The sequence below is a fragment of the Thalassoglobus neptunius genome, from assembly GCF_007859735.1.
GTDB lineage: Bacteria > Planctomycetota > Planctomycetia > Planctomycetales > Planctomycetaceae > Thalassoglobus > Thalassoglobus neptunius.
In genome coordinates this window covers 24524-43653 of sequence record NZ_SIHI01000005.1, presented here as the reverse complement: position 1 = coordinate 43653, position 19130 = coordinate 24524, and the positions used below count along the sequence as shown (strand labels likewise).

Annotated in this window: 12 protein-coding genes; 5 read left to right on the top strand and 7 right to left on the bottom strand. The window is 53.2% G+C overall.

All coding sequences use genetic code 11. From position 1 onward, the window contains the following. From KOR42_RS13735 to KOR42_RS13715, 5 genes are all read right to left on the bottom strand, one after another. Nucleotides 1-1713 carry a fatty acid CoA ligase family protein gene (locus KOR42_RS13735; protein ID WP_146510411.1) on the bottom strand — a complete coding sequence of 571 codons (1713 nt, stop codon included), beginning with the start codon at nucleotides 1711-1713 and terminating at the stop codon, nucleotides 1-3. A gap of 13 nt (nucleotides 1714-1726) precedes the next feature. Continuing rightward, complete coding sequence (locus KOR42_RS13730; protein WP_146510410.1) at nucleotides 1727-2002, bottom strand: hypothetical protein; 276 nt, start codon at nucleotides 2000-2002, stop codon at nucleotides 1727-1729. 121 nt (nucleotides 2003-2123) lie between these two features. Then, nucleotides 2124-3215: a tRNA dihydrouridine synthase DusB gene (dusB, locus tag KOR42_RS13725; protein WP_146510409.1), complete on the bottom strand. Its 1092-nt coding sequence runs from the start codon at nucleotides 3213-3215 to the stop codon at nucleotides 2124-2126. Nucleotides 3216-3223: 8 nt separating this feature from the next. Next, complete coding sequence (locus KOR42_RS13720; RefSeq protein ID WP_146510408.1) at nucleotides 3224-3412, bottom strand: hypothetical protein; 189 nt, start codon at nucleotides 3410-3412, stop codon at nucleotides 3224-3226. Further along, entirely contained in the window at nucleotides 3412-4608 is a 1197-nt protein-coding gene (locus tag KOR42_RS13715; RefSeq protein WP_146510407.1) for a glycine C-acetyltransferase, read from the bottom strand. Before KOR42_RS13715 ends, KOR42_RS13720 begins: the two co-directional genes overlap by 1 nt. A gap of 319 nt (nucleotides 4609-4927) precedes the next feature. On the opposite strand from KOR42_RS13715, the gene KOR42_RS13710 reads away from it, so the two are divergent. Both KOR42_RS13710 and KOR42_RS13705 read left to right on the top strand, forming a co-directional pair. After that, nucleotides 4928-6574 (top strand): hypothetical protein, encoded by a 1647-nt coding sequence (locus KOR42_RS13710; protein ID WP_146510406.1) that lies wholly within the window; start codon nucleotides 4928-4930, stop codon nucleotides 6572-6574. Next, complete coding sequence (locus tag KOR42_RS13705) at nucleotides 6571-7845, top strand: hypothetical protein (protein WP_231740922.1); 1275 nt, start codon at nucleotides 6571-6573, stop codon at nucleotides 7843-7845. Before KOR42_RS13710 ends, KOR42_RS13705 begins: the two co-directional genes overlap by 4 nt. Here KOR42_RS13705 and KOR42_RS13700 read toward each other — a convergent pair. Next, nucleotides 7828-9708: a GTPase gene (locus KOR42_RS13700; RefSeq protein WP_146510404.1), complete on the bottom strand. Its 1881-nt coding sequence runs from the start codon at nucleotides 9706-9708 to the stop codon at nucleotides 7828-7830. The genes KOR42_RS13705 and KOR42_RS13700 overlap by 18 nt on opposite strands. 168 nt (nucleotides 9709-9876) lie before the next feature. Further along, nucleotides 9877-11037, bottom strand: a complete 1161-nt coding sequence (locus KOR42_RS13695; RefSeq protein ID WP_146510403.1) for a XylR family transcriptional regulator — start codon at nucleotides 11035-11037, stop codon at nucleotides 9877-9879. A 465-nt stretch (nucleotides 11038-11502) separates the two neighbouring features. Here KOR42_RS13695 and KOR42_RS13690 point away from each other — a divergent pair, with 465 nt between their 5' ends. The 3 genes from KOR42_RS13690 to KOR42_RS13680 all read left to right on the top strand — a co-directional run bounded on the left by KOR42_RS13690 (nucleotide 11503) and on the right by KOR42_RS13680 (nucleotide 18996). After that, nucleotides 11503-12624: a Gfo/Idh/MocA family protein gene (locus KOR42_RS13690; protein ID WP_146510402.1), complete on the top strand. Its 1122-nt coding sequence runs from the start codon at nucleotides 11503-11505 to the stop codon at nucleotides 12622-12624. Nucleotides 12625-12740: 116 nt separating this feature from the next. Next, a complete protein-coding gene (locus KOR42_RS13685; RefSeq protein ID WP_449353756.1) occupies nucleotides 12741-17162 on the top strand; it encodes a PVC-type heme-binding CxxCH protein in 4422 nt (1473 codons plus the stop codon). 49 nt (nucleotides 17163-17211) lie between these two features. After that, nucleotides 17212-18996, top strand: a complete 1785-nt coding sequence (locus KOR42_RS13680; protein WP_146510400.1) for a c-type cytochrome — start codon at nucleotides 17212-17214, stop codon at nucleotides 18994-18996. The last annotated feature ends 134 nt before the right edge of the window (nucleotides 18997-19130 follow it).

The following is a 19130-nucleotide window of genomic DNA, read 5'->3' as shown; positions in this document are numbered from 1 at the left end:
TCAATCGCGAGTTGACGAAACCTGCGTGCTCGCCCACTGAGCGAGTGCTTCTCGCTGAATTTTGACGTTGTGTCGAGTATCGACCGGAAGACTTCTGTGAAAGAGAATGTCTTTAATCTCCTGAGTCAGAGAACTGGCTGCCCCCAATTCCAACAGCTCCCGTCGCATTCTTTCCTGTTCTTCTCCACTCTCCGGAAATTGCCCTGCTTCCGGTTCGACGACCAATACCGGCTTCTGATTCGGAGCATTTCCCAATCCGACCAAAGCCGACCGGTAGACACCTGAATGCTGATTGAAAATCGCCTCGCAGCAGACAGAGAACATTCGCTGTCCCTGATGCACGACAATGTGAGCTTTGCGTCCGCAAAACCATAGTCGCTGTTCCGAATCGAGGTATCCCACATCTCCAATCCGATGCCAGAATCGATCGCCATCCGCGATTTTCGCCAGGCGAGTAGCATCGGGGCGTTGAAAGTACTCGCGTGTCACGCTGGGACTTCGAACGATAATCTCCCCGATTTCATTCTCCGGGAGAATCGTGGCTGCGTCGATCGACTCAAGTGGACCGTCATGGATCTTGATGATTCGAACATCAACACTTGGGAAGGTCGTTCCGACACAAGTTCCGGCTCCCTTTCGTGTCGCTTCTGCAGTTGTTTCGAGAACGGTTCGAGCACCAATCGAAGCAACCGGCAAACTTTCCGTCGCACCGTAAGGAGTATGCAGGTCCGCATCCGCTTTTGTGAGCACTTTTCGCATGCGCTCAAGAACATGCAGGGGGACCGGTCCTCCCGCCGAAAGGGCTCGATTCAGCGACGGAAATGTCTCTTCGTGTTCGACACAGAAACGAGCTACTCGATTCCAGAAAGCCGGCGAACCGAAGGCTTGAGTCACTCCATATTGGCGGATCGCAGCCACAATCTTCGTCGGATCGACGGTCGCTGGCTTCGTTGGATCCATGTCGGGAATGATGGTCGTCACACCCATCGCTGCATTGAATAACCCGAAGAGAGGAAACCCGGGCAGATCAACCTCTTGGGGTTGGATCTGATAGAACTCCTGGATCAGTTTGACCTGCGCATCGAACATTCCGTGTTCATACGCAACCCCTTTGGGCGGTCCGGTACTTCCGCTTGTGAAAATGACCGCAGCGAGATCTGTCGGCGCAGATTGGTGCGGAGTGAAGCCTTCTCGACTCGTCCTGGAGAGTGACTTCAGTGTCCCTTTCATCCCGGGCAGCCAGAGACGACTGAGGATGTTGAACTTGGCGTTCTGAAATCGACGTAGATTCAGCATGCGGACCAGATGGACGATTGGCACTGCCACAAATCCATCGGGCTGAACCTCTTCCAGACAACGAAAAATATTCGTTCGTCCCATTCCCGGATCGATCAGAACGATCACCGCGCCCGCTTTGAATAAAGCAAAGGTCAGTGTGATGAAGTCGATTCCAAACGGGACAAACAGAACAAGCTTCATCCCCGGTTGAAAACCACGTTCAATCAACCCGGCCGCAATGCGATCAGAGCGTTCATCGAGTTCCGCAAGAGTCACCCTACGATCGATGATCTCGCCGTTTTCGTGAACCCTGACTGGTTCAGCGACAGCGAGTTGATCCGGAAACAGCTTCGCTCTCTCGGTCAGACGCGCTGCGATATTGGCAGACCCATCCGTTCCAGACGGAGCACCTGTGCTGTCATGCGTTGATGGCATGGCTTCGACTCTGTCACTCATCAATCGTGACGTCGCTCATTAACAGACAGGCCATGGAATAGAGCATATTTTGACTGTCACACATCTCACGATATTCGTTCGACATGGATTCCAGAGCTTCATCGCTCCAGTTCAATATTACCTTAGCAGTGGCTCCACGTCCTTGTGTCTCCATAACGACTCCTGTCCATCCTGAAATATCCAGTTCTGGATACTCCGGCATCGACACGCCATCATTCACACGGACGCGTTGTCCTGCAGTCGGCTTTGAAGATCGACGCTTGGCCATCAATCATCTTTCTCGACAGAATTCCCACACAGCGGAAGGTTAGTCTTTTTAGATCGAAAGCGTCAAACCGGTTGTCTTCTCGTTCATTGAATTTCATGGATTCGAAGACAATTGTTTCCGGTCACCATCTTTCGACCGGACCAGAAGGAACTTGAATGTTCATTTCTGGCAACACTCCGGTTCTGGAACCGAACACCGGTCCATCGCGGCGAATCTCTTCAACAGCTTGATGAATCTCTGATTGACTTCGTGCAGTTTGAAACTGATGACGCAGAGCTTTGCGAACTCTCATTCCTTTGAGATACCAGTGTCCCATCTTACGGAACATTAAGATCGCTCTTTCTGGTCCAACCATTTCCTCCAGATAACCGAATTGCCGCAGCATCAATTCAAGACGGTCATCGAAATTTCCGGGAGGCTGAAATTGCCCCGTTGTCTCCCATTCACAAAGTTGCCGGAAGATCCACGGGTTCGCCAAAGCCCCACGACCAATGGAAATCCCCTGACATCCCGTTTCTTGAAACATGCGCTCAGCGTCCGCGACATTCCGAATATCACCGTTTCCGATGACTGGAATGGATTCCACCGCTTCAACCACTTGTCGTATTCCATCGAGGTCGACATCTCCGGAAAACCCCTGCTCACGAGTACGCCCGTGAATCGCAACAGCGACGACTCCAACCTGTTCGAACTCACGGGCAAAGCGAGGCGCCGTGAGCTGAGTCGAATCCCATCCCAGTCGCATCTTCACAGACACGGGAAGTTTGACAGCTTCGACAACTCGTTGAACAAGACCAATCGTCTGATCGGCCGAACACATCATCGCTGACCCAGCTCCACCTTTTGTGATTCGATCGACCGGACAGCCCATATTGATGTCGATGGAATCGACTCCGAACTCTTCCAGAAACTGTGCCGCATCGTGCATCTCATCCGGATTCGGACCGAAAATCTGAACGGAGTAGGGGGAATCGACTTCGCAAGTCTGAATCAACTGAAGCGACTTCGCACTCTTTTCAAGCAATCCACGAGCACTCACGAGATCGGTGGTGCACAAACCGACCCCACCAATCTCGCGACAGATTCGACGAAACGGAAGATTCGTAAAACCAGCGAGTGGAGACAGCAGGTACCGCGACGGCAAGACAAGATCGCCATATTTCAACGTGCTTGCCTTTGGCAGTTCCGATATCGACATTGAGTGCGTACTCATAAGCGTGTTCAGTGATCTCCTCTGCGAATGGGTTCGCGAATTCCGTTTTCGGCCCACTTGTATTTGACTGACGAGAGAACCTGCCCATTCAAAAACCGAGGTTCTGTCGGGCAGGCCAGATTGTTTCTCTTCAGTTGAATCGATTTGCCTCGCGACTGCAATTCATCGCTGTCTCGCTTCGATTCAACCTTGTTCATCAGGTTTCGTCATCAGGAATGTTGAGTTCCTCTTTCACAGCTGCAAACTGTTCGAGTGCGAATTCCAGATCTTCCCGCGTGTGCGATGCGGAGATCTGAGTTCTGATCCGAGCGAGCCCTTGAGGAACCACAGGATACGAGAATCCGATGACGTACAACCCGCTCTCCAGCAACGCATCCGCCATCTTCGCAGCGAGCGTCGCATCGCCAATCATAATCGGAATGATTGGATGCTCTCCCGGCAACACTTTCAACCCGATCTTCGTAATCCCCTCGCGGAAGAAACGAGTGTTTTCCTGAATCGACTGCAAGAGGCCCGGTTCCTCTTTCAAGATCTGCAACGCCCGGAGAGCAGTCGCCGCAATCGGAGGGGCAAGCGAATTCGAGAAGAGGTAAGGACGCGATCGCTGACGCAGCCAGTCCACAATCTCCTTGCGTCCCGATGTATATCCGCCACTCGCTCCACCGAGTGCTTTTCCTAATGTTCCGGTCAGAATGTCGATGCGTTCGGTCACGCCAAAGTGTTCGGGAGTTCCGCGACCAGTCTTCCCGACGAGCCCCACAGCATGCGAATCGTCAACCATGACCAATGCATTGTATTTCTCCGCGAGGTCACAGATCTCTGGCAGGTTCGCGAGTGAACCATCCATCGAGAAAACCCCATCCGTCGCGATCATTCGGAACCGGCATCCTTCTGCCTGTTGAAGCTGGCTCTCCAAATCCTGCATGTCGTTGTTCTGATAGCGAAATCTCTTCGCTTTACAGAGACGAACACCATCAATGATGCTGGCGTGATTCAATGCGTCCGAAAGAATTGCATCTTCAGGCCCCAGCAGTGTTTCGAAGAGACCGCCGTTGGCATCGAAACACGAGGAATACAGGATCGTCTCTTCCGTCCCGAGAAAGGTCGACAGAGCCCGCTCGAGATCGGCATGCACTCCCTGTGTCCCGCAGATGAATCGAACCGATGCTGTTCCGAGCCCCCACTTTTCGAGCCCTTCGTGAGCCGCTTCAACCATCAAAGGATGATCCGCCAGCCCGAGGTAATTGTTCGCGCAAAGATTGAGAACTTCCCGACCGTTAACGGTAATCCGGTTACATTGCGGGGATTCAATCACTCGCTCGTGCTTATGGAGTCCCTCCGCTTTGACCTTCGCCAACTGCTCAGACAGGAATTCCTGAAACATTCCATACATCAATCACTCCTCAGCAGTGGGACACTGCTCGCATCAGACTTCGTTTACCGAAAGCGCAACTAGTAAACTGTTTTCAATCGATTCTTTTAGAACATCCCGCCGAACGCAGTTTGGCTGCAAATTCCTTTTTTTCCAAGGCAAAGGCCGGGATTCGTTCACAAGGGAACGATGGGATCGATCCTTGGGTGCGATGATAGGCGAATCAACCTAAGCTGAAGGAAGTCATTTCCATTTTTAAACACGGATCTTGTCAGCGCACGTGGTTACTCAATCCCCAGAATCCGAGTCCTCTCCGGTGGTCACACCTGACTTAGAAAAGATGGAATATCAGACTTCTGACGGAAAACCGAATGTAGCCGTGTTGACGGATCGGACGCCAGACGCGCTGAAGCTTTCCGGACGAGCTGTCCTTTTGACGTCCGCGATTTCGGCCCTCTTTCTGATTCTCAACTACACGCCGCTCTGGCACACAGACCTCTGGGGACACCTCGGCTACGGCCGATGGATCGCCGAACACGGACAACTGCCCGAAACAGAACCCTTGATGCCACTGGCGGAAGGGGTCCGGATCATCGACACCGCCTGGTTCGGCCAGTATTTGGGATTTCGAGTGTTCGATCGGTGGGGACCGTCGGGGATACAGTTTCTTTACGGGCTCTGCATCGCTGGCTGCGCAGCCCTTGTATCGGGATCACTCTATCGACGCACCGGGCAAGTCTGGATTGCGTTGTTCTCGGTGTTTCTGTTGCTCTGGATTGAGTATCAACAAATCATCATCGTTCGGCCTCAATTGGGCGGAATGTTTTGCTTCGCTCTCGTTTTTGTGCTGGCGACAACGTCCCGCTGGAGAAAGTGGACACCCGCACTCATCGCGGGTGTGTTCGTCATTTGGGCCAACGTTCACGGTTCGTTTCTCGTCGGTCTCGCAATGCTTGGAGCACTGACGGTCGGAAGGTTCGTCGACGTCTTGAAGACATCACGATCCTTCAAGCTCGCGTTTTCTGAGTCGCGTGTCCGTCAGCTTCTTTACGCATTCGAGTTCTCTGCGGTCGCGTGCCTCGTGAATCCATATGGCATTGGAATCTATGGAGAAGTGCTCGCCATCTCGAGCAATGCGAACCTCGAAAGCCTCATCGAATGGGAGCCACTAACCTTTCGCATGAAGCAAGGTCAAGCGGCCGCATGTCTTGCAACGTTGCTGATCTTTGCGTATCGCATGACGCCTCGTCGCATCACAGTGGGCGAGATACTTTTGTTATTCGGTCTGGGCGGAGCCACGCTTTGGATCTCGCGATTCATCGTCTGGTGGGGAATCATTGCTGCCTACTATTTCGGACTCCATGCTTCGGCAATCTGGCGAGTCTGGATAAACGGAAGACCGCAGCCCGCCAAGCGAAGCGGAGGATACGCCGTCGCATGCCTCGGACTGATTTGGATTGGATTCGCTTACACTCCTTTTGGAGGCATCGTGATTCACGGTCCGCCCAAGGATCCGGAACGCGTCGAAGCCGATTTTCGAAAACAGGTTTCGAAGACAACGCCCATCGATGCTGCCGAATATTTGCGCGAGCATCCACCTGTCGGTCAGATCTTTAACATCTATGAGTGGGGAGACTATCTCCTCTGGGCTGGACCGAAGGACCTTCAAGTCTTCGTGGCTTCACACGCCCATCTCATCCCCGAAGAGATCTGGCAGGATTACCTCGAAATCTCCCGTGCGGGTGCGAACTGGAGCACGAAACTCGATCGCTATGGCGTCAACACCATTGTGCTTTACCGAAGCAAACAGGCTGCGTTAATCCAACGGCTTGAAGCAGCCAGCGAGAAATGGAAACAGGTTTACATCGACGATCGAGCCGTCATCTTCGAGCGACTCAAACCGATCACCGATCAAACTGCCCCGAACGATCAAGCTGTGACGAAGCACTCTGAATTTGCATCCGACCTGCCGGAGCTGAAATCATGAATAGAAAACGCTCTGACACTCGTTTGATCGCAATTCAAGCTTTCGTACTCATCGCCTTCGGCACCGCCTATGTCATCAGCGGAAGCCCGAATCGAAAGATCGTCCACGAACAGATTCTGAAACAAACTTCGTCCGTCGACGTCCCGATCGAACGGGAATTCCCGAATCGAATTTCTCCGCTTTATGATCGGCCAGATTGGGTCAGCGACGAAGAACTCGCGAGTGTGCTCGAACGAATTGTTCCGAGATTCGGTCGAGAACAGATGAAGCCCAACTTCATTGAACACGCCCTGCGGACATGGTCCGTGCGAGCGGAGTTTCAAGATCCTGAGGCCCTCTCCGGACAAGACATGCTGTTGTTCCTGACCGATCACAACGCCTTTCTCGAATCCTGGGGCAAATCGATTCGGCCGCTTCTTGAAGAGAAACCTTCCGGTGTTCGAATCCGCTGGGGCGCCGACAAATGTGCTTCGTATCACCATGACCACCTTCTCGCGAGCCTCACTGAAGCGGGTGTTTCGATCGATACGCCGGTGTACGGTCCTTCCCGTCGAGGAGATACGATTCGAGATGTCATCCAGGAAGCGCTCTACGACTTTCGACTGGATGAACGAGAAGTGGAATGGACATCCATGGCGTTTGGGCTTTGGATTCCCCCCGTTCGATCGTGGGAGGGAGGAGACGGTCGCGAGTATTCATTCGATCTAATCGCGAAGCGGTTGATGCGAGGCCACAAGCGATACGGCGTCTGTAGCGGAACTCATCGCGTCTATTCGCTGGTGCTCTTGTTGCGGATCGATGAAGAAACCGAGATTCTTTCAGAGCCAACCCGGAACGATGTCTGGCAGTTTCTCTCACGGACTCGGGACATGCTCATCGCATCGCAGTTCGAAGATGGAAGCTGGCCGTCGAACTGGCCCGATGGAGAAACTGCCGTTGTTGATCCGCTCGACGAACCGATCTATCAGAAAATCATCTCAACCGGGCATCACCTCGAGTGGCAATCGATCGCTCCCAAAGAGCTTCTTCTTTCTGATGATCAGCTTCAACGTGCCGTCGACTGGATCATCCGAACAACACTCGACATGTCGGACGAACAGATCGCAACTCGGTACACGTTCTTTACACATGTCGGTTCGGCACTGGCCAATTGGAGGAACGTGCCACCCGACGAATTCTGGAAAGAATGGGAAATCGAACACCCCTACGTCCCTGAGGCATCCGCAACTGAGCCGCTTCAAGAAAGCGATTCCTCAGGAATCCTGAATTGATGCAGTGGCCAAAAGATGCCGTAATTCGTTGACAAGCTTCTCAACCTGTTTGAATTCAGGAGCATCTCCAATCTTCGCCGCTCGAGCGAGTTCTTCGGGAAGATTTCCGAAGAGGTGGCGTTCGAGTTCACTGGCAAGCCATTCCGCACGCTGCTGTGCGAACTGTGTATGCAGCCGTCGAAACTTGGATTCCAGATAACCGGCGCTTGTGGATGCTCCTTCCGTGATGACTTTATCGCCGACCGCAGTCACCACCGTTCCGCCCACAGCGTCGGTCGCCAGATGAAACATCCCTTGCATCGCTGTGTCGGCCACTGCGGGATATAAGACGTCTCCGACAGGTCCGACCCCCGTCATGAACAGCCCGACACTGACAGCAGGCCGAGCGGCCGCGGCCAATGTATCGATGCGTCGAAAGAGCTTGTACGACTCCGGACTCTCTTCGCGAAACCCACTCAGTTGCCGATTGATCATCTCATCAAGAATACGTTCGAAGTCGAGTTCCTGATGATCGAGGCGGAACTTCTCAATCAACTCGGCGCGAGATTTCCCTCCCAGAATTTCTTTCAGCTTGGGACTGAGCCTCGGATTGTCGAGCTCTTCCAGCCACGAAAGTCGCTCAAGCGTATTCTCAAGTGCCTGAAGAATAACCTCCCATTCTCGGGCACGGTATTCTTCGATCGGTGTAACAGTGTTGCCCTTGCTCTCCATCAAGAGTTTGACGGGATACGACACAGCCGTCCCGACCGCATGATAGAAACCGTGGACGCTGCGAGACCATCCTTCCCGTTGGCGACCCCACCACTCTCGAATCTTTCGAATCATCACCGCGTTCGGGAGCCCCGGCCATCGGTCGACTTCGACGAGACGTTGTGCTGACATCAAATTGAGAGCTTCGCCGAACTCTGCTCCGCGCCGTCGTATCTCACTCAGCCACGAGGGAATTCCGACTTCCGGGCTGCAGAGATGATCAATGGCTCCTTCGAGCGTCTGAAGTTTGATCTCCGAGAATCGAAGCTCGGAGAGATCTCGCAGTAAGTTTCTCTCGGTCAAATCCGTTTGGAAATTGCCTTCCTCCTGCGGCCAGTTCTGTTCATAAAACGGAAGCGCGTTCGATTCCGCTGCCCGTCGGTCATTGGGCGCGATATAAACAGAATGCGGATTCAATCCGGTTTCCGCTTCAAACGTCTTCAACCAGAGCGGCCAGTATTCACCGTCTTCAGGCAACAGCACCTGATTGAAAATCACGATGACGAGTTTCCCCTCGTCGGATGCTTTGCGGAAGAATTCCTTCACTGCGGAGTCGTTGTATTTCTGTTGAGTCAGCACAGCGAGCAAAACATCCGAGCTGAGGCGAATATTATCAGCCCGCTCCCAGTTGACCTCAGCGACACTATCCACATCCGGTGTGTCGAGCACGACCAGATTGTCCGGAAGACTTTCACTCTCACGCCAGTAGAGAAGATGTTGAGGATTCTCAGCCAACGGAGCATCGGCATCGACCCACTCAGAGACTTGGAACCCGGGAAACAGCTTCGATATATTGTGAGTTGACGAAAACCCGCTGGGCAGAATGGCTGTCGGATGTTTGGTCCCCGACGCCAAGGGACTCGTTGCGCTCAATCGATTCCCGGCCACATGATTGAACACAACACTCTTGCCGATATTCGTCCCCCCGACGACCGCGACGATCAGAAAAGCTTCCTGACCGAGTTGCGGAAGAAGCTTCTGATGCAGCAACTCGTACCAGTCACGACGATCCAAAGGCGTGAGTTCAAACGAACCAATCTGCCTATCAAGCAGTGAAACTGCATTGCTCACCTGAGCAATCAGGTCCGCACAAATGTCCAGTTGGGATGCCATGTTCTGGGATTCAGCCGATTCGATAACGGACGGAAGTAGAGAGTTGCACTTTACTTGAAAACACTTTGTACATCGTAGAGCAACTTGAGCTTCGCAGGAAATCTCAAATTGTTCGATGGAATCTTTGTCCGAAGACCGAAAATCGGAAAAGTGGCGAGCTGCAACGCATCACTTCTTGCCGGTGCGTCCCTTCCGGAATTCCTTCGGCGTTGTCCCCACCTCGCGTTTGAAGGCGACGGAAAGATATTCGACATGATCAAACCCGACCGCATGGGCGATTTCGCTCAGAGTTCGATCGGTCTCCAACAGCAATCGTTTCACGCGGTCGATTCGGAGCCTCATGATTTCCTGATGGGGAGTCCTGCAGAGAATTTTCACGAAACGCCCTTCAAGTGCCCGTCGCGAAAGCGGAACTTCCTTGAGAACGTCAGCCACCTGAATCCCCGAAGTTGCGTTCTCTCGAATGAATCGAACTGCCGCAGCGATCTCATGATCTTCAATCGCAAGCACGTCACTCGACTGTCGAATTTCGATTCCCAACGGTTCGATAAATCGAGGGTCGGAATCGACGCAGTCTCCGGACATCATGCGATTCAACAATTCCGCAGCTTCATAGCCAGTCTGACGAGCATCCGGTGCGACGCTGGACAACGGGGGATCTGAAAGTTCGCACAAGAGGTGATCATTATCGACTCCGACAACGGCGACTTCTTCGGGAACAGCAACGTCCAACTCGCGGCAGACATCGAGCAGTTGCTGCGCTTTCACATCGTAGCAACACATAATCCCGACCGGACGCGGAAGCTTTTTCAACCATTTGATCAGGCGTTGCTTCTCACGATTCCAGGAGTATCTCGGATCGTATTGGGCGATGGATCGATGAACTGAACAGCTCAGTTTCGATCGCTGAATTGCCTCGACAAAATGCGTCTCACGAAGTGTCGACCACTGAAAACCGGGATCTCCACAGAACCCGAAGTGCTGAAACCCTCGATCAAGAAGATGCTCCGCAGCGAGTTCGGCGATCGATTGGTCATTCGTCTCCACCCAGGGAATCTCCGGAACGAGTCGAGCTGCGCTGACGTCCACAACCGGAAGCCGCCGCTTTCTGACCGCCGCCGCAATGGCCTGTGTTTCGATGCGGGCAATGATTCCATCTCCCTTCCATCGGGAAAGCCAGTTCGGAGGCTCCGCCCCGCGCATCTGTTCCGGAAGATAGATCGACCATGCGTCATGCTGCCGAATCCATTCGACAATTCCCTCTAGGAGCCCGCGTGCATATGCGTTCGAGGTTTCAATCAAAAGAGCAACTGCTCGACGATCGTTCATTTTCTCTCGGAGAAATAGTTCAACAAAACGAGTGAAGTGACGGAAAACAGTGACTTCGAAAATGTTGTCGCGACCAATATTCTTTCGATTTCCGCAAACACTCTTCTTACGGTCAGGAGAATGAGACAGGCGCTTTCACGCCAAACACAAACTCTCATTTTCTAGGAAATCAACGCATCGAAACCTCTTCGCCCCGTCAGAATTCTGCATCAAAATCATTCTGTACGATCTTGACGAAAGAGCAGTAAATGCGACATCGCTTCAAGTCGGGTGGCCCTATCTTAGGCGACGTAAAATATCTCAACAATCCTGCGCGGAATCTCATGGACGAACTTGGATGGATTGCCACAATAGGATGAAGTGAACGTTCGCGCCGAACTGAGTGAACGATTTCCCTTCGCCGACTTTCGGGACGGAGCTTTGATGCGTCCGTGAATGAACGAGAACGAATAGAAAGAAGACTCCATGAGTAAAACCGTCAATGTTGCCATGATTGGTTTGGGATTTGGTGCCGAATTCATCCCGATCTATCAGGCTCACCCGAATACAAATGTCATGGCGATCTGCCGTCGAAACGAGGCTGAGCTTCAAAAATCGGGGGAGCAGTTCGGAATCCCCAAGCGATACTCCAACTATGACGATGTTCTGGCCGATCCGGAAATCGACTTTGTTCACATCAACAGCCCGATTCCCGACCACGCATGGATGTCGCTGAAAGCTCTCGATGCCGGGAAGCACGTGATGTGCACGGTGCCAATGGCGACCACCATCGACGAGTGTCGACAGATCGTGGAAAAGGTCAAAGAGACCGGCTTGAAGTACATGATGGCCGAAACCGTCGTCTACAGCCGCGAATTCCTCTTCATCAAGAAGATGTTTGAAGATGGAGACCTCGGGAAGATTCAGCATCTCGCTGCATCGCATCCGCAGGACATGGACGGCTGGCCGAGTTATTGGGAAGAGATGATTCCCATGCACTACGCGACCCACGTCGTCAGCCCTTGTCTCGGGTTGGTGAACGGATTAGCGGAGTATGTCAGTTGCTTCGGTTCCGGAACCATCCGCGATGACATCGCCCAGAAATCCGGAAACTCTTTCGCCGTCGAAACTTGTCACATCAAAATCAAAGACACAGACCTGACCGCTCACATCTGGCGGTTCCTGTACGATGTCGCCCGACAGTATCGCGAGAGTTTTGACGTCTACGGAACCAAGAAGAGTTTCGAGTGGACGCTCATCGAGAACGAACCGCACGTTCTGCACACAGCCAAAAAACCGGAACCCGAGATTCCGGAGAAGATCGAGGTTCCGGACTTTGCCGAACTCCTTCCGGAAGAGATTCGCCGATTTACTCTCCCTGAGGAAATTCACGACGCTGGACACCTCTCCTTCGTGCAAGGCGGCGGGCACGGCGGATCACATCCGCATCTCGTTCACGAATTCACGAGCGCACTGCTGGAAGACCGAGATCCTTGGCCGAACGCAGTGACAAGTGCCAACTGGACATGTGTCGGAATTTGCGCACACGAGTCCGCAACGCAGGGCGGAAAAATTGTTCCGCTTCCGGAGTTCACTCTCGGCCAGTAAGCCTTCTTTCGAAACGCCAGTGCTGTCGAGTCGATCTTCAGCATTGGCGTCTTGCTACGCTCACTTTCACATTGGAAACTCTCATGCGCGATCGCTTCATTCTCATTTCAAGTCTGATGATGCTTTGTCTTCTGACTGGACCATCAGCGCTGGGCAAGGATCTTGAACTTCTCTTCCTTGGCGACAATGGAGCACATCGTCCTGCCGATCGATTCGCGCAACTTGCTCCCGTGCTGAGTGAACGCGGAATCGAACTCAAGTACACAGACGATGTCCAGAATCTGAACGAAGCGACGCTCAATCAGTTCGACGGTCTCATCGTTTACGCTAACATCGACAGAATCGAAAAGGCTCAGGCGGATGCCTTGCTGAAATATGTCGCTGATGGAAACGCTTTCATTCCCCTCCATTGTGCGACGTACTGTTTTCGAAATGATCCCCGGATCGTGGCTTTAATGGGCGGGCAATTCCTGAAGCATGGGGGCGAAGAATTCTCAACAGTCATTGTCGAACCCGACATTCCTCTCATGAAGGGATTCTCCGGATTCGAAAGTTGGGATGAGACCTATGTTCATCATCTGCACAACACCGAAAACCGAAATGTTGTTGAAGTCCGACGCCAGGGAATGCAGGCAGACGGAAAGACAGAAGAACCCTGGACATGGACCCGAACACACGGTGACGGACGAGTCTTCTACACAGCCTGGGGACATGACAATCGGACCTGGAGTCACCCGGGATTTCACAATCTCGTCGAACGTGGCATTCGATGGGCCTGCGGCGACGATCCACAACTCGCTGGTCCTTTCACCGACACGGAGCGTTTTGATGTCCCGGAAATGACACGTCTCCCCGAAGACCTTGCTCCCTTCGATTACATCGAAGTCGGAGCCAAAATCCCCAACTATGTTCCATCCGACAAATGGGGAACTCTCGGCGAAGCTCTGACGACTATGCAGGCTCCTTTGCCAGCAGAAGAGTCCATCAAACATTACGTCGCACCGGAAGGGTTTCATCTGGAACTCTTTGCCTCAGAACAATTCGGAAGCGATGACGCGAGCAAGAAAAACTATGCCGGTTTGGTCGGAAAACCGATTGCGATGAATTGGGACGAGCGCGGCCGTTTGTGGGTCTGCGAAACGATCGACTATCCCAATGAGCTGATGCCTGAAAACAAGGGCCGTGACCGAATCCGAATTTGCGAAGACACCGATCAGGATGGCCGGGCTGACAAGTTCACCATCTTCGCTGAGAACCTGAGCATTCCGACCTCAATCACCTTTCACAACGGTGGAGCGATTGTTCAGAACGGAACAGAAACACTTTGGCTGAAAGACACCGATGGAGATGACATCGCGGATCAGCGCGATGTCATTATCTCGAACTGGGCGCTCGTGGATACGCACGGAGGCGTCAGCCAGCTTCGATACGGAATCGACAACTGGTTCTGGGGCATGCAGGGATACAACAATTCCGAACCTGTCATCGAAGCGACCGGAGAGAAACAACCGGGGTTTCGCATGGGATTCTGGAGATTTCGCCTCGACGATTCCGAACCGCCGAAGGTGACGGACCTCGAGTTCATTCGCTCCACAGACAACAACACATGGGGACTCGGCATCAGTGAAGAGGGACTTGTTTTCGGTTCGACAGCGAATCGCAATCCGAGTGTCTTCATGCCGATTCCCAACAGGTATTACGAACGTGTTCGAGGCTGGGGACCGCAACAGCTTCGAACCATCGCAGACACGTATCTCTTCAATCCAATTACTGATCGCATTCGTCAGGTGGATCAGCATGGAGGATACACAGCCGCTGCCGGTCACGCTTTGTACACCGGCCGAAATTACCCTCAACAATGGTGGAACCGAACGGCTTTCGTGTGCGGACCGACCGGCAAACTGATCGGAACGTTCGTCCTCAAACCGGATGGAGCCGGGTACACATCCACGAGTCCATTGAACCTTGTCGCCAGCGATGATGAATGGTCCGCTCCGATTGCAGCAGAAGTTGGCCCTGACGGAAATGTGTGGTTCCTCGACTGGTACAACTACATCGTGCAACACAACCCAACTCCTCAGGGTTTTGAAACAGGAAAAGGACGTGCTTACGAAAGTGATCTGCGAGACAAAAAACATGGACGAATTTACCGCGTCGTTCACGAGGACACGCCAACGACTGCATTCTCGGTTCTGGATCGCACCGATGGCCCCGGTCTCATCGATGCACTTCGCAACACTTCCTATCTCGTCCGACTTCATGCCCAAAGATTGCTCATCGAGGAAAACCGAACTGATCTCATTCCCGAACTCGTGAAGATCGTCGACTCTCCTCAACTCGACGAAATCGGCCTCGATCCTGCGGCAATGCATGCCATTGGTGTCTTGCAGGGACTCGGCTACTTCACGCCGGACAATTCCGAATCACTCTCATTGCTGGAGCGAGGACTAAATCATCCCGCAGCGGGTGTTCGCCGACTCTCATTGCAATCGCTGCCCGTTACGGAACAATCGGTCAACTTGATCGAATCCAGCGGGGTGCTTGCCGATGCCAACGCACAAGTTCGACTCGCAGCACTGCTCGCTCTCTCCGATCAGGGAACTCAGGACCGGGCCGGAAAACTCGTCGCCGAACGTCTCTTGCTGGGCGAGGACGTGAACGATCAATGGCTTGCGGACGCCATGACGAGCGCCGCCGCCGTTCATGCTGTTCCGTTTTTCGAGCGAACTGCCGAAGTCGGTGCTCAGATTTCGAACGACTCCCCTGAGTCGCTGGCGAAACGGCAAGAAGTTTTGAGCATCGTCTCCGAGCACTTTTCTCGTGGACGCCCAAGCCCGGAAGACCTCGAAGCAGTTCTGCTGGCAGCTGCCAATCTCAACCCCGAGCTTTCCTCAGCTGTGCTCACCGGACTGACTGAAGGATGGCCCTCCGATTACACGATTGAACCGACCGAACAGCTTGAGCAGTCACTCGTCACGCTGGTCCAGTCGCTTCCGAATGACGTCAAAGGGCGTGTCATTCGACTTGCTAATCTACTTGGCAGCGATGCCCTCTCAAACTACGCAGACGAGATCGTCCAGTCGCTGTTGTCCACAATTCGTGACGATCAGCAGTCGGTGACGAATCGCCTTTCCGCGATCAACGAGTTGGTCGTCTTTCAGAACAAGAGCGATCAAGTTGTGACCCAGCTTCTCGATTTGATCACTCCGCAATCGCCTCCCGAATTCTCGACGGGAATCATGAATGCCTTGATGAACAGCACTGCTGAGACCATCGGGCATCAGCTTGCGGAGAAACTGAGAGCATTCACTCCTTCAATTCGCGAAGCAGCCATTCGTGTTCTTCTCGCACGTCCGGAAACGACAACCGCCTTTCTCGACGGAGTGGAAGCGGGACAGATTCCGTTCTCCGACCTTTCACTCGATCAGAAGCGTGCGTTAACGGAACACCCTTCGCGCCCCATTCGCCGCCGGGCAAGAGAAATCATGCAGGCAGGCGGAGGTCTCCCGAACGCAGATCGTCAGAAAGTCATTGAAGAACTCCTTTCCGTCACACACATGCAAGGCGATGTGGAACTCGGGAAAGCCGTCTTCACAAAGCATTGTGCGAAGTGCCACAAGCACGGTGATCTTGGTGAAGAGATCGGCCCGAACCTGACAGGCATGGTGGTCCATCCGAAAGAAGAGCTACTCGTTCACATCCTCGACCCAAGTCGCAGCGTGGAAGGCAACTTCCGACTGTACACGGTCGTCACCATCGAAGGACGCATCTTCTCCGGAATGATGGCTGCCGAATCCCGAACGTCGATTGAGCTGATCGATACAGAAGCCAAACGCAGAACGCTTCCTCGCGAAGACATCGAAGAACTTCTTGCGTCTCCGAAATCTCTGATGCCCGAGGGATTTGAGAAACAGATGACGCCAGAAGAGTTGGGCAATCTGCTGGAGTTTCTGACGAACAAGGGAAAATACATTCCGATCGATTTGCGAAAAATCGCGACCATCGCGAGTACGACTCCCATGTTTTACGGAGTCTCTCCGGTCGAACGTCTTGTCTTCTCTGACTGGAAACCAAAAGTCTTCAACTCCGTTCCGTTTCTACTCGTCGACCCCAAAGGAACCGAAGTTCCCAACGTCGTGATGCTCAACGGCCCACTGGGGGAAATCCCTCCAAAGATGCCGAAACAGGTCGAGTTCCCGGTTCACAGCCCGGTGAAATCAATCCATGTTCTCGGAGGAATCGGCGGATGGAGTTTCCCCGCTCATCAAGAGCAAACGACTTCTGTGCTGATGAAGCTGACCTATTCCGACGGATCGACTGAGGACATTGAGTTGAAAAATGGGGTTCACTTCGCCGACTATGTTCGGAGAATCGATGTTGAACAATCTGAATTTGCTTACAATCTGGATGGACGACAGGTCCGCTACTTCCAGATTGAACCAGCACGTACGGATCTTGCCGTCGAGAGAATCGAATTGATCAAGGGAGAGGATGGAACTGCCCCCATCTTCATGGCCATTACGGTCGAAACGCCCTGATCTTTCCGTTCACTCGACTGAACCGATGTGACACCACGGAGGAAAGAACTTGAGCTTCTGTCGAGTGATAACAACCTGCCTTGCGATCGGACTGGCGACAATCCCTTCCACCTCCTCGATAGCGGGGAAATCCAACAGCCTGATGGATCTTTCTGCCAACGGACAGCTGTTGGTCTGCAGCAATCGTGATTCGGGAACATTGACCGTTGTCGACTTGAACGACCAGACGGTCCTTCACGAAGTCCCCGTTGGACGTCATCCCGAAGGGGCGACGTTCGTGGGAGACAGCGACATCGTTGCCGTTGCGGTTTACGCCGAAGATCAGATCGTCTTTGTCGACACGAAGTCAGGAGAGATCACCGGAACTGTCGACGTTTTCGATGAGCCGTATTCGGTGGTCTCCAACTCCGAGGGGACGCGTTTGTGGGTCACGCTGGAATACCCCGGCGAAGTGATCGAAATCGATCCCGATTCAAAAACGGTCACGCGTTCACTTCGCGCAGGATCATTTCTGCGCGGGCTGGCTGTTGTCGAAGATCAACGACTGCTGGTCACCGAATACTACACAGGAGTCGTGAAGTCGATCGACCTGGAATCCTGGAGTGTCGCAGAGGAATGGGAAGGATCTCCGCAAGACAATCTGGCGAGACAAATCACCGTTCATCCCGACTGGCCCAAAGCCTATTTGCCACTTCAACGGTCCGTGACGAATGTTGCTCACGGTTCAGGGTCCATCTTCCCTTACCTTGGAATCGTCAACCTTCCCGGAGCAAGCGATCAGGATCGCAAACGAATTCAGATGGATTCCTTCCGGGGAACCTATGTCGTCGCCAATCCCTGGGAAGTCGCGATCTCTCCCGATAGGAAAAGGCTTTACATCGTGTTCAGCGGGACGGACGACATGTTCGCCTGCGACGTTCTTGACGACAATTACTTCGAAATCGAATTCGCCGGACTGATTAAAACAGGAGCCAATCCGCGAGCTGTCAAAGTGTCCGAAGACTCGCAGTCATTCTACGTTTACAACGCTCTCGACTTCACCGTCGACGTTTACGACGCTCGGAAACTCACTCGCAAAGCGACAATCAAAGTCAGCGATTGGTCCGGCGACCCGGAGGTTCTTCTCGGGAAGAAGCTGTTCTACTCCGCCCATCCGCCAATGACGAGAAGACGCTGGATCTCCTGTTCGAGTTGTCATCCCGATGGCGATTCCGACGGCCGAACTTGGCAGCAACCGGAAGGACTCCGCAACACCCAATCCATTCGCGGGCTGATCGACACCCACCCGATTCACTGGTCGGCAGATCGTGACGAGGTCCATGATTTCGAACACACGATTCGCTCGCCACTCATGGGAGGACGCGGCCTCATCGCGGGTCGAGTGAACGACATGCTCGGAGAACCGAACGCGGGGCTTTCTCGTGAACTCGATGCTCTCGCTGCCTACACAAATTCTCATCCGTTCGAGCTCAGCCCGCATGCAAAAGGGGGACTCACTGAACAAGTCGAACGCGGTCGGAAGTTGTTCTTCTCGAAACAGGTCGGATGCGCCGAATGTCATTCCGGGGAGTTTTACACTGACCGTCAGATGCACGATATCGGGACCGGTCGCAACGATCCGACTGAGAAGATGGAGACTCGATACGACACTCCCACTTTGCTCGGAGTCTATCGGACCGCGCCCTATCTTCACGACGGAACCGCAGCCACTCTCAAAGACGTGCTGACGACAACGAATCCAGACGATCAACATGGACGAACGTCTGATCTCAACGACGAAGATATCAACGCAATCGTTGAGTTCCTCAAGGTTCTGCCTTACGAAACTCCCTGAACAGGGGAATCTCGAGAGGTCTTTTCATTGAACTAATGCCCCCACACGAGCAAACAAAAAGAAACAGAACGAGTAAAGCTGTTTCAACGTGTGCAACTGCCAGCGTCACTTGCTCTGACACATGTCTGAATCTG

Excerpts from the sequence above, each read along its gene's own strand:
- KOR42_RS13735 (WP_146510411.1), bottom strand. The coding sequence starts at position 1,713 with ATGCCATCAACGCATGACAGCACAGGTGCTCCGTCTGGAACGGATGGG.
- KOR42_RS13730 (WP_146510410.1), bottom strand. The coding sequence starts at position 2,002 with ATGGCCAAGCGTCGATCTTCAAAGCCGACTGCAGGACAACGCGTCCGT.
- dusB (WP_146510409.1), bottom strand. The coding sequence starts at position 3,215 with ATGAGTACGCACTCAATGTCGATATCGGAACTGCCAAAGGCAAGCACG.
- KOR42_RS13720 (WP_146510408.1), bottom strand. The coding sequence starts at position 3,412 with ATGAACAAGGTTGAATCGAAGCGAGACAGCGATGAATTGCAGTCGCGA.
- KOR42_RS13715 (WP_146510407.1), bottom strand. The coding sequence starts at position 4,608 with ATGTATGGAATGTTTCAGGAATTCCTGTCTGAGCAGTTGGCGAAGGTC.
- KOR42_RS13710 (WP_146510406.1), top strand. The coding sequence starts at position 4,928 with ATGGAATATCAGACTTCTGACGGAAAACCGAATGTAGCCGTGTTGACG.
- KOR42_RS13705 (WP_231740922.1), top strand. The coding sequence starts at position 6,571 with ATGAATAGAAAACGCTCTGACACTCGTTTGATCGCAATTCAAGCTTTC.
- KOR42_RS13700 (WP_146510404.1), bottom strand. The coding sequence starts at position 9,708 with ATGGCATCCCAACTGGACATTTGTGCGGACCTGATTGCTCAGGTGAGC.
- KOR42_RS13695 (WP_146510403.1), bottom strand. The coding sequence starts at position 11,037 with ATGAACGATCGTCGAGCAGTTGCTCTTTTGATTGAAACCTCGAACGCA.
- KOR42_RS13690 (WP_146510402.1), top strand. The coding sequence starts at position 11,503 with ATGAGTAAAACCGTCAATGTTGCCATGATTGGTTTGGGATTTGGTGCC.
- KOR42_RS13685 (WP_449353756.1), top strand. The coding sequence starts at position 12,741 with ATGATGCTTTGTCTTCTGACTGGACCATCAGCGCTGGGCAAGGATCTT.